General features: G+C 44.5%; 12 protein-coding genes and 1 tRNA gene. 6 read left to right on the top strand and 7 right to left on the bottom strand.

Translation table 11 applies throughout. The features are described from left to right. Positions 1-226 precede the first annotated feature (226 nt). Positions 227-1,384: an 8-amino-7-oxononanoate synthase gene (gene bioF, locus H6G40_RS09560; RefSeq protein WP_002739188.1), complete on the bottom strand. Its 1,158-nt coding sequence runs from the start codon at positions 1,382-1,384 to the stop codon at positions 227-229. A 67-nt stretch (positions 1,385-1,451) separates the two neighbouring features. Further along, positions 1,452-1,811, bottom strand: coding sequence for a DUF6464 family protein (locus H6G40_RS09555; protein ID WP_069474473.1), 360 nt, complete (start codon positions 1,809-1,811; stop codon positions 1,452-1,454). 208 nt (positions 1,812-2,019) lie between these two features. Here H6G40_RS09555 and H6G40_RS09550 point away from each other — a divergent pair, with 208 nt between their 5' ends. Next, entirely contained in the window at positions 2,020-2,568 is a 549-nt protein-coding gene (locus H6G40_RS09550) for an RDD family protein (protein WP_002739343.1), read from the top strand. Positions 2,569-2,775: 207 nt separating this feature from the next. Then, complete coding sequence (locus H6G40_RS09545) at positions 2,776-3,051, top strand: hypothetical protein (RefSeq protein ID WP_002738957.1); 276 nt, start codon at positions 2,776-2,778, stop codon at positions 3,049-3,051. 214 nt (positions 3,052-3,265) lie between these two features. On the opposite strand, the gene H6G40_RS09540 is transcribed toward H6G40_RS09545, so the two are convergent. Together H6G40_RS09540 and H6G40_RS09535 are read right to left on the bottom strand one after the other, a co-directional pair. Further along, positions 3,266-3,339, bottom strand: a tRNA-Arg gene (locus H6G40_RS09540). A gap of 104 nt (positions 3,340-3,443) precedes the next feature. Further along, positions 3,444-3,635 carry a hypothetical protein gene (locus H6G40_RS09535; protein ID WP_069474472.1) on the bottom strand — a complete coding sequence of 64 codons (192 nt, stop codon included), beginning with the start codon at positions 3,633-3,635 and terminating at the stop codon, positions 3,444-3,446. A gap of 206 nt (positions 3,636-3,841) precedes the next feature. Here H6G40_RS09535 and H6G40_RS09530 point away from each other — a divergent pair, with 206 nt between their 5' ends. Next, positions 3,842-6,367: a mannose-1-phosphate guanyltransferase gene (locus H6G40_RS09530; protein WP_190537580.1), complete on the top strand. Its 2,526-nt coding sequence runs from the start codon at positions 3,842-3,844 to the stop codon at positions 6,365-6,367. 80 nt (positions 6,368-6,447) lie between these two features. On the opposite strand, the gene H6G40_RS09525 is transcribed toward H6G40_RS09530, so the two are convergent. Then, the gene (locus H6G40_RS09525; protein WP_190537578.1) at positions 6,448-7,830 is read right to left on the bottom strand and encodes a flavin monoamine oxidase family protein; all 1,383 of its coding nucleotides are present in this window, start codon (positions 7,828-7,830) and stop codon (positions 6,448-6,450) included. A gap of 328 nt (positions 7,831-8,158) precedes the next feature. Here H6G40_RS09525 and H6G40_RS09520 point away from each other — a divergent pair, with 328 nt between their 5' ends. The 3 genes from H6G40_RS09520 to H6G40_RS09510 all read left to right on the top strand — a co-directional run bounded on the left by H6G40_RS09520 (position 8,159) and on the right by H6G40_RS09510 (position 10,086). Beyond that, positions 8,159-9,007, top strand: a complete 849-nt coding sequence (locus H6G40_RS09520) for a M28 family metallopeptidase (RefSeq protein WP_002738738.1) — start codon at positions 8,159-8,161, stop codon at positions 9,005-9,007. A 225-nt stretch (positions 9,008-9,232) separates the two neighbouring features. Continuing rightward, a complete protein-coding gene (locus H6G40_RS09515; protein ID WP_002739096.1) occupies positions 9,233-9,607 on the top strand; it encodes a nucleotidyltransferase family protein in 375 nt (124 codons plus the stop codon). Beyond that, positions 9,604-10,086 carry a ribonuclease toxin HepT-like protein gene (locus tag H6G40_RS09510; RefSeq protein ID WP_002738740.1) on the top strand — a complete coding sequence of 161 codons (483 nt, stop codon included), beginning with the start codon at positions 9,604-9,606 and terminating at the stop codon, positions 10,084-10,086. Before H6G40_RS09515 ends, H6G40_RS09510 begins: the two co-directional genes overlap by 4 nt. Before the next feature lie 151 nt (positions 10,087-10,237). Here the strand turns inward: H6G40_RS09510 and H6G40_RS09505 are convergent, their stop codons facing one another. After that, the gene (locus H6G40_RS09505) at positions 10,238-10,732 is read right to left on the bottom strand and encodes a GNAT family N-acetyltransferase (protein ID WP_002738857.1); all 495 of its coding nucleotides are present in this window, start codon (positions 10,730-10,732) and stop codon (positions 10,238-10,240) included. Further along, positions 10,729-11,019, bottom strand: a complete 291-nt coding sequence (locus H6G40_RS09500; RefSeq protein ID WP_069474469.1) for a type II toxin-antitoxin system TacA family antitoxin — start codon at positions 11,017-11,019, stop codon at positions 10,729-10,731. The genes H6G40_RS09505 and H6G40_RS09500 overlap by 4 nt, the downstream gene beginning before the upstream one ends. Positions 11,020-11,114 lie beyond the last annotated feature (95 nt).

Genomic DNA, 11,114 nt, shown 5'->3' with positions numbered 1-11,114 from the left:
CTACAAAATTGGAAGGAGGGGGCAACCATCGATCCCTACCTCCCACACTCCGAGAATGATTATTATTCTTGAGAATGAATAGTTTATTTTTTGGAAGTCCCTTATTGCGAAAGCCCAGTCTAACAAGTCGTTGGAGCGGCCAGGCTAGAGAGCTTGATGATGGGATCAAGGATGCTAACCGCCGCTCAACTTAGTTGTTCCCCACTTCCCACGAAAAACTTTTTCTCTATGTGGGGAAAGATTCGCCAATAGACTGGACAAGAATCTCTAGATGAGCGAGGCTATGGGTGGCCATGGCAGTAAATCGCAGACGACTGGTGGGAACGGTAGGAGGACGAATGGCGGGGGCAAAAATCCCTTTTTCTAGCAGTTTTTGCGATAATTCTAGGGCTTGACCTGGATTGGCTACCGGTAAACATAAAATCGCCGCTTCTGAAGGCAATATATTAAGATTATTTAATTTACTCTTGACAAAATTAATATTTTGGTGTAGGCGTTGGCGACGTTCCGGTTCCAGACGAATAATCTCTAAAGCCATTCTAGCAGCGGCGGTGTCGGCGGGGGATAAACCGGTAGTATAAATCCAGGTGGCGGCGCGATTGCGGATAAAATCGATAATTTTGGCGTTTCCGGTCACATATCCCCCTAAACTGCCTAAAGCTTTACTCAGGGTCCCCATCTGAATTAATTCCCGTCCTTGACAACCACAATATTCCACGCAACCTGTGCCATTTTCCCCCATAACCCCGGTAGCGTGGGCCTCATCCACCAAAACCATGCAATTATAAATCTCGGCTAGAGCGAGAATTCCCGCTAGGGGACAGATATCCCCATCCATACTAAACACTGTATCAGTGAGCAGTAAACAATGACGATAGTGATGACGGTGGGCTAATAACTGATTTTCTAAGTCTTCGAGACTATTGTGCCGGTATTCTTTCACCGTGGCACCGCTTAACTTGGCTCCATTTTTGAGGCTAGAGTGATTGTATTGATCGCCTAAAATCAGGTCTTTCTGCCCCACTAAACAGGTAATTGTCCCCAAATTGGCTAAATATCCCGAACTAAAAACGATCGCGTCTTCGCTATTTTTAAAGGATGCGATCGCTAATTCTAAGTCTCGATGAAGATCTCGGTGTCCACTTAATAGACGCGAGCCGGTGCTTCCAGTTCCATAGCGTTGTGTTGCTGCTATGGCTGCCGCGATCATTCTTTCATCGGCTGCTAATCCCAGATAATCATTACTGGCAAAATTAATCAGCGATCGACCCTCTAATTCTATAACGGCTCCGCCCCGGCCTTGAATGGTTTTAACCCTTCGATACCAATTGGCCCGATGGAGGGTTTTTAAGCTGTCCTCGATCCAAGAATAAGGATGATTCATAGGCGATTTGTCAATATAGCAGTCAGCTAGGGGAAAAATAGCCAGATTGTTGCCGAAAAAGGCTCTTTTAAGGCTTAATAGTTTCGTAAAAACGACAATCTTGACAGGGACCTGGGGGGTTAATCGCACAGCGTAACAGTTCGGATCTGGCGTTAAAACGACAACTAGCATCCCCCATCACCCAACGTCCTTCAATCAAACTTTTTTCGTTAGGGGTGGGAGCAGTTTGTACATAAAGGGAAATTTTGCGTAAACAATAGCCACCAATCTTGTATTGATACTGGTGGTGACGTTCCAAAACCGCATAGGTTTGTCCTTTTAAGGCCAAATAATTACCCGGTTGTGGCATCCAATCCAGTTGGATCTCTCCCAAACTTTGCCGTGGATGGGTTAGAATAACCTCCGTTAGTAATGAATCTTGCTCCATGATTATCCCTGTATTCTGGGCTACCTTTGCTCAATGGTAGCCTAGATCTCTGGCTCTCTTATTCTTTGTGTGATAAGTTTAACTTATATAATAGCGATCAATCTTTGTGTCCTTTGTGTCTCTGTGGTTCGTTCCACTCACTCTAGAATTGCCAATTTCCCGATTAGAGTAGAAGATAAACAGCAGGATTTTTCCGAGAATTTAGTTTATGGTTTACCCCATCCCACCTGAAGATAATCTACCGCAAAAATTTCCGAAAATTCCCTTAGATCGTCGTGCCTATGCTTTCCTGATCGACTTTGCCTCGATCTGGTTTTTAAGCTCCTTTGCTAACAGTTCGCCTGTACTACAATTTTTCCTTTTTCTCCTGATTTGGTGGTGTTTGCGGGTGTTATTAGTCGCGCAGAATCAGGGTCAGAGTTTAGGAAGTTGGGCCCTGGATATGAAGATCATCGATCTACAACTTCAGCGTTTACCCGGAATTTTGGAGTTAAGCAAACGAGAGGCGATCGCTGGTGGCGGGGCAGCTTTAATGATGGTAGGGTTAAATACTTTTTTTGGCAATCCTTTAAGCTTGATTTTATTATCTTCGCCCCTTTTCGCCGATTGTGGTATGGCGATCGGTGATGAGCAATTGAACCGCGCTTTCCATGATCGCATCGGTGGCACGATTGTTATTCCCACCCGTCGGGGTTTTTCTCTTGATCTACGTTTAAGAAGGCTTTGGTATCAAGTTAAGGGCAGAATGAGAAGATAAATAGCAGTTATCAGTGATCAGTGATCAGTTTTAAGTTTTGAGTGATACTAAATCCGGTTATTAAAAACTGGTTATTTATTCCCCCTTTTGCCTTTTGCCGTTCGGCTGTCCTGATATATAGCCTATACTCAACGGATTTAATATTATTCCGCCATCCGAGGGGCATCGGTGGGGGACAAGAAATTAGTCTATTAGGAGTTTACCAAAATGTCAGAAGACAGATTAGAGCGGATCGAGAAAATAGTGGAATCGAACGCTCGCGCTATTCAATCCCTAGCTGATGCCGTCGCTAGTGACCGCGAAGAACGGAAACAGGAGAAAAAAGGGCTTTACGATTACCTAGCTCGAATAGCAAGCGCACAATCAGATTTTTATGAGACTCAAGCCGATTTTTACCGGCATCTAGAGAGAATGGATGATCGACACGCTCAAATGATTGAAATCATCCGACAGATTAACGAGAACAGAAGCGATCAAGCCTAACCTCTAGAAGTTGCCCGTAGCCGTGCCTACGGGCTTAATTAAGCCCGTAGATATTTTGATAATGAACGCTATAGCAGTTTTCATCAGAATGAGGCATGGGCAAGGAGCTTAAGTCCTTTGTTGGCAAAACTTGTCGATACCTCAATAACGTGAAAAGCGCTATAAATAGCAGTTTCCCGGTCTCTTTTCACTGTTTACTGTTCACTGAAAAAGGCGGGATCGGCCGGGGTCGAACCGGCGGCCTAGTGCTTAGGAGGCACTCGCTCTATCCAACTGAGCTACGACCCCTTTTTTCCCTAACCATGATAAGCCATTCATGGCTAAACTGTTGATTGCCATCGATACCCAGCTACTTTCTGTTTTATGGCCGCAACCTTGGCAGTATGTTAATTTTATTTGCCCTTGAGGGCTTTTTTAAAATTCTTGCGATAGGCGGGATTAACAGCCAACAGAAGCGGCCAGAACATTGTTAAAGCTAAACGATTGGGTAAACTGGAACTAAAATTAGTGCTTCTGTACCCGTTCCAGAATTTCCAACCACCGACACCATAAAAAATTATTAAGATAAAAATAACGAGTCTCATGCCATCTCATCCTTAGATTTAGACAATTCACATCTCCCATTGTAAGCTTGGGTTTTGCCGGCTTGGGAAAAGAAAATATTGTCCTGAATCCGGGAGACGGTGTTAGAATGCCGGTTAGGAACTAGCTCGATCGAGATAGGAAAACTAAAGCCATAATTTGCAAAAACTATTTAAAAACGGCGAAAAGATAGCCTTGGGAGGAAGTTATGCGAGCGGTACTAATGGCAGGTGGTTCGGGGACAAGATTACGTCCGCTTACTTGTGATCTTCCCAAACCGATGGTTCCGATTCTCAACCGTCCGATCGCCGAACATATTATTAATTTACTGCGAAAGCATGACATTACCGAAATTATCACCACCCTGCACTATCTCCCCGATGTCATGCGCGACTACTTTCAAGACGGCAGCGACTTTGGGGTAAAAATCACCTACGCTGTCGAGGAGGATCAACCCCTAGGCACCGCAGGATGTGTAAAAAATATTGCCGAATGGTTAGATGATACCTTTCTGGTGATTAGTGGCGATAGTATCACCGATTTTGACCTGCAAAAAGCGATCGCATTCCATAAAAGCAAAAACTCGAAAGCAACCCTCGTCCTGACGCGGGTTCCCAATCCGATCGAGTTTGGGGTAGTGATTACCGACAAAGAAGGCAGAATTCGCCGTTTTATCGAAAAACCATCCACCAGCGAGATTTTTTCCGATACTGTCAACACCGGAACCTATATTCTTGAACCAGAAGTCCTCGATTATCTCCCTTACAAAGAAGAAGCCGACTTTTCTAAAGATTTGTTTCCGCTGCTGCTGCAAAGGGGCGAACCTATGTATGGTTATGTGGCCGATGGTTATTGGTGCGATGTCGGTCATCTGGAGGCCTACCGAGAAGCGCAATACGACGCTTTATCCGGCAAAGTTAACCTGGAATTTCCCTATCGAGAAAAATCCCCCGGAGTGTGGGTCGGCACTAATACCTATATCGATCCTAGCGCCCACATTGAGGCCCCGGTCATGATCGGCAATCATTGTCGCATTGGTGCAAATGTTCTGATCGAGAGGGGTTCGGTTATCGGCGATAATGTCACCATCGGTGCCGGTTCCGATCTGAAACGTCCCATCCTCTGGAATGGTGTGGTGATCGGGGATGAGGTCAATTTAGCCGCTTGTACGATCGCTAGGGGAACCAGAATTGATCGACGGGCCCAGGTACACGAAGGTGCGGTGATCGGACAATTATCGATCGTGGGAGAAGAAGCGCAGATCAATTCCGGGGTGAGAGTCTGGCCGAGTAAACAGATCGAATCGGGAGCCATCCTCAATATTAACCTGATTTGGGGAAATACTGCCCATAAAAACCTCTTTGGTCAACGAGGAGTATCGGGCCTCGCTAACATCGATATCACGCCCGAATTCGCCGTTAAACTGGGGGCATCCTACGGTTCCATTCTAAAACCGGGGTCAACGGTAATCGTCTCCCGGGATCAACGTAGTGTCTCGCGCATGGTCAGTCGATCGCTGATTGCCGGTTTAATGTCCGTGGGAGTTAATATCCAAAACCTACAAGCGAATGCTTTACCGATTTCGCGGACTTTAGTGGCTAAATTAAACGTAGTCGGTGGTATTCACGTTCGTATTCATCCCGATCGCCCGGATTTTCTCTTAATCGAGTTTTTAGACGAAAAAGGGATTAATGTTTCCAAAGCGAGGGAAAAGAAAATCGAAGGGGCCTATTTCAAAGAAGATCTGCGACGGGTGGGAATGCAGGAAATCGGCAGTATGTCCTATCCGGCTGATATTCTCGATAATTACCGCAAAACCTTTGAAACTCAGCTAAATGTGGAGGTCATTCGCAACAGTAGCTCCAAAATCGTCATTGATTACGCCTACGGAGTCTCAGGGGCAATTTTACCGGAATTACTGGCCAAATTTGGCTGTGATGCCGTGGTTCTCAATGCCAGTTTACGTCAGAATGCCCTTTCCATGCAGGAAAGAGAGTTACTAATCCATCAATTGGGCCATGTGGTGGAGGCCCTGAAAGCGAACTTAGGTGTACAGGTTTCGGCCAATGGGGAACAGTTAGTCCTCGTCGATGAGAGTGGTTTATCGATTCGCGGGGAACAATTAACTGCTTTAATGGTGAATACAATTCTGACCGCCCATCCTCGCGGTACAGTGGTAGTGCCGGTTCATGCTTCTAGTGCCGTGGAACAGATCGCACGTCGTCACGATGGCCGGGTGGTGCGGACAAAAGCCAGTCCTAGCGCTTTAATGGAAGGATGTCAAACCAATCCTAATGTGGTTTTAGGAGGCTCTGGGCAAACTGGCTTTATTTTTCCGCAATTACATCCCGGTTTCGATGCCATGTTCAGCGTGGCGAAACTTTTGGAGATGTTAACCATTCAGGAACGTTCTCTAGCTCAGGTGCGGGCCGAGTTACCGCGCATTTACAATAAGAATACGGCGGTGCGTTGTCCTTGGAAAGTCAAGGGATCCTTGATGCGCTATCTGGTGGAAACTCACGCTACCGATAATCTAGAGTTAATCGATGGGGTGAAGGTGATTAATCCCCTCAATGATGACTGGGTATTGATTTTACCCGATGCTGGAGAACCTTTAGTGCATATCTATGCTAACAGTGAGCAGCGGGAATGGGTCGATCGGACAATTAAAGAATATCGTCATCGTGTCCAGCATTTCGTCGAACATTACCAGGGCGAAATAGTGATGATTTAGGATTTTTTTGCCCTATTAGCCCCCGAAACTTGACTATGAGGATTTTTTTGACCTAAAAGGTGTCCTAGCCCTGTAAATGCTCATTTTTCCCGCAAAAGCAAGGCGATTCGATCAGCCGCTGCCTCACCTGTGCGGATCGCTCCCTCAAAAAATCCTGGCCAGCGATCAGCCATTTCTGTGCCGGCCCAGTGAATCGGTCCGACGGGAGTAAAAAGAGCCTCGCCGAAACTTGTCCAGACTCCGGGGGGCATAAAAGCGGCATAGGCGCCACCAGTCCAGGGATCCCCGGGCCAATCCACCTCATCGTAACTGATCGGGAAAAGAGCCTCTTGACCGAAATAAATAGCTAAATCCGAGAGGACGGCGGCACGACGCGCGGGGCCACTCATTGAGCGCCAACGAATATAGCGATCGCCAACCACAAAGGTGGCGATTACCCCGACACCGGTTTCGGGATCGGAACTATCGGCACAGAGTTCCAACCATTGACAATTCCCTTGAGCAACTCCCGCTAGTCCCTGTTTTCGCCAGAAAGGTTGCTCATAGGAAATCAGGATTTTAGCGCAGCATCCCATCGGTACTCGTTGGGTTAGTTGTTCTCGCTGGGGTGGCAGCGGGGGATGATAAATAATGCGGCCGGCAAGATGGGGCGGCATGGCAATGATGGCAAATTTGGCGGTAAAAGTGTTCTGGGTGGTTTCTATGGTGACACCGGCCGAGTCGTAATTAAGGCGAACAACTGGTTCCCCCAGTCGAATTCGCTCTCCTAATTCCGCCGCGATCTTGTCGGGAATTTGTCCGGCTCCGCCATGGATCAGTTCGGCTTCTGGATGTTCGGCCTGAGGGGCGCAATTTTGTCCCCAAAGAACGTGCAGCAGTGAGACTTGCTGGGGTTCGGCCGGCCCGAGAAAACCCACTGCACGCACCATATAAGCAAAATACCATTGACCAAAATCTGTGCTGGTGTTTTCTTCAATCCACTGGGCAAAAGTTTTACTATCTAGTTTTTTGGTGTGATCGTTGCTTTGGGGATAACCGGAAGGTAGGGTTTTGGTTAGTTCTTGAAAACGCGCCCATGCTGACATCGCATCTTGCCATTCTGCCGGGCCGATATCGGGTACTTCTCCCTCGTGGAAACCTTGAAAAAAACCATTGAATTCATAGCGTTTGTTGTTGAACACTAGGACGGTTTTTCCCTGATTGGGAGAGGGAAAACGACGTATTTTGTACTCATCGAGGAGGGCTAAAAAACGCTCTTGGGTTGGACCCACCCACTGACCACCTCGATCGATCCACTGTCCGGAGGGGAGATATTGACCAGACATCCTACCACCGTAACGATTTCGCGCTTCGATCACCAGAACTTGATGACCTTGCCTCTGGAGATTACGCGCAGCGATTAATCCTGCTAATCCTGCCCCGACAACGATACAATCATAGCTAGTCAACTGGAGATTTGTCATGATTTTAGCTCCACAGAATATTTTATAATTAGGGTTTGCTGAATAAATCTAAAAACCTTGTTGGATAAGGCTTTTAGACTTTTTTGACCTCAAAAAGTCCCGACCCTTGCAGTGATTGAGGGGAAAATTCAGGTACTTTTTCCCTGAAAATTAGGTAATTGACCAGGTGAAAATGGGTAAAACCCCACACCCCACACCCCACACCCCACACCCTGCCACCAGGAAAAACTTTTTCAGCAGACCCTAATTAACAATTATTATTTTCCCCGATTTTTCCCTCAGTTTCTCTATCCATTGGCTCTTTTGATTAAATTATCTGCTGCTATCAATGTTTGATCTTCTTAGCGATCGCTTAAGCCAACACCTAGAACAAATTGTCCGAGAAAGAAACCCTTTTTTCTCTAGTCAAGGACATTTTTATGTGCGAGAATACCTACGGCAAGAGTTAGGAAATTGGGGAAAGGTTGAATCACATTGTTTCCCTTTTCAGGGAAAAGTTTACGAAAATTTAATCTTGGATTTGCCTAACAATAGTCAAAAACCTCCGATTTTAATTGGCGCTCATTATGACACGGTGCCGGGGTCGCCGGGGGCTGACGATAACGCCACGGGATTAGCGGTATTATTAGAATTAGCGAGGTTTTTTGGGGAGAATCAGGCTAATTATCCAATTCGTTTAATTGCCTTCGATCTAGAAGAATACGGATTACTGGGGAGCATTGCCTACGCAGAAAAATTAAAACAAACTAAGCAGGATTTAAGGTTAATGTTATCCTTAGAAATGCTCGGTTACTGTGATAAAAATCCCCATTCTCAAAAATATCCAGCTTTTCTAGAACATTTTTACCCCAACACCGGGGATTTTATCGCTTTGATTGGCAATCTCAAAACCCGTGAGGATTTAAATTTTCTTAGTCGAGTCATGAGAGAAAATCAGACTCCCTGCGAATGGTTGCCGGTAATTTTTGGAGGTTATATCGTCCCCGATACTCGACGCAGCGATCATTCTCCCTTTTGGGATTGCGGTTATTCGGCAATTATGGTGACAGATACTGCTAATATGCGTAATCCCTATTATCATAGTTCTCAGGATACAATCGCTACTTTGGATTTAAATTTTCTAACAAGAGTCTGTCAAGGTCTCTGTTTTGGATTGCAATCTTTACCGATGAGATAAAAGTTAGCGTGTAGGGTGAGTTAGCGTTAGCGTAATGCACTAATACCAGTTAGAAACTCAACATTATTGACGACATTGGTGTGGTTGGGTTTCGCTCAAGCGTCACTAATATTTGACAGACAAAAGTTATTATTGCTCAACCCAACTGACAAAATGGGCGATCGCTTATGACAAAAATTGCTATCATAGAAACTATTGATATTCAATGATTTAGGGGTAATCATAATGACACAGTTAACTGAAGAACGAAAACAAGAGATTATTGCTGAAGTTTTAGCAGCGAGAGCAAACCGTGAACAATTTCTATTAGAGATGAAACAACGGCAACAAGCAGGGTTAAAAATTGCTCAAAAATGTGCTAGTCTCCTTAAAGAGAAGTATGGAGTCACGAAAGTTGTTTTATTTGGTTCATTGTTAAATTATGAAGAAATAACTCCCCATTCTGATCTTGATTTAGCGGTTTGGGATTTACCAGAGAAAGATTATTTTAAAGCGATAGCAGAGTTAGATAATGGACAGGATTTTGAGGTGGATTTAGTAGAAGTTCAAAAGGCTCATCCTTATATTTTAGCAGCAATTGCTCAGGGGGTCGAATTATGACTAATTTATCAATTCAAGATAGAATTAATCAAGAACTCAATAAAATTTTTCAAGCCCTACAACAGTTAGAGATATTTTTAAGAGAATTATCTCATCAATCGAATGTCATGTATCAAAACGCATTAATTAATTCTATTGCGCTTAATTTGCATGGAGTTTATACTGGAATTGAGCGTATATTTGAAGCGATTGCTAAAAAAATTGATCAAAGATTCCCAACGGGGGATAAATGGCATCGAGATTTATTAGAGCAAATGTCTGTTGATATACCTAGGGTGAGAAAAGCAGTTATTACAGAAGAAACAAGGCTCATTTTGGATGAGTTACGGCAGTTTCGTCATCTGGTGAGAAGTGCTTATTCTTGCCAATTAGATGAGGAAAAGGTTTTAATCATCCCCCATGAAATTGTTAATTCTTATCAAACCATAATCAATGACATTCAATTGTTTTGTAATAATTTAAGTAAGGGAGAAACTTAATTAAAGATAACTGGTGATCGCACTGAATCTAAGTAAAGTGTATCAGGGCAAACATCTTGTTCATGAGGCCATAAGCAAAGTTATTCTGGACTTAAACGTACCTGTAGGGGCAAACCCCCTGTGGTTGACCCCGTGTTGCCCCTGTAGCGCACTAAGCAATACAAGCGCGTAAATCATTAAGAGTAATCATCAACGTCATCGGTTCAAGAGGAGACACATCAAAACCTAAAGCCAAATAAAAATTCTTAGCTTCTTCTGAAATAGCATGAACAATAATTCCCCGAATACCAATGGTATCAGCCGCTTTAACAACCCGTAGCGCACCATCACGAAATAAACCGCATCCTAAACCTTGACCTTGGTAAGAAGTATCTACTGCCAATCGTGCCAAAATTACCACTGGAATTGGGTTAGGCATATTCCGCCGAAATTTACCATTAGCTGATTGTATACTAATCGCCCCGGAAGCAAGGGCGTAATACCCAACTACCCTATTGTCAACGCAGGTAACAAAAGTTCTAGTTGCACCACTGGCTTGATTAGCATAAGCTCGACGCTTCAACCAATCATCAAGAGAAGTAATTCCGCAGGAAAAATCAGTGATTGAGTGATAACTAGCCAGAGGTTCAGGTGGTGTCAAATTCATTCCTTCTCCCAAGGTGCGAGCGTCTGCATGGTTTTGCGTAAACGTTCATTAGGTTGAGGTGGTGCATCTAGAAGTGCGATAAATTCTGCATAAGCCTCTGGACTAGCCAAAAAAATAGTACGTTCGAGCAAAGTTTCCTCCGCAGCATTCCGCGCGGCTTCCAAAATAAAATCAGTTCTATTCTTACCTTGCACTTTGGCTGCCATATCGATCAAATTGCGTTCTTCTGGCTTAATTCGCAAATTTAGGGTATTACGCTGAGTCTTACTTTTTGTTTTACTACTCATAAGATGGGTGTGTAATTCCAAACTTAATTATTTTAACATAATGTAGTGACAACGACATTACACTATGTACGATACGATACCCAGATTTTTCAGAG

It is taken from the genome of Microcystis viridis FACHB-1342, assembly GCF_014698335.1.
Taxonomy (GTDB): Bacteria; Cyanobacteriota; Cyanobacteriia; order Cyanobacteriales; family Microcystaceae; genus Microcystis; species Microcystis ichthyoblabe_A.
This window is presented reverse-complemented; position numbering and strand designations above follow the sequence as displayed.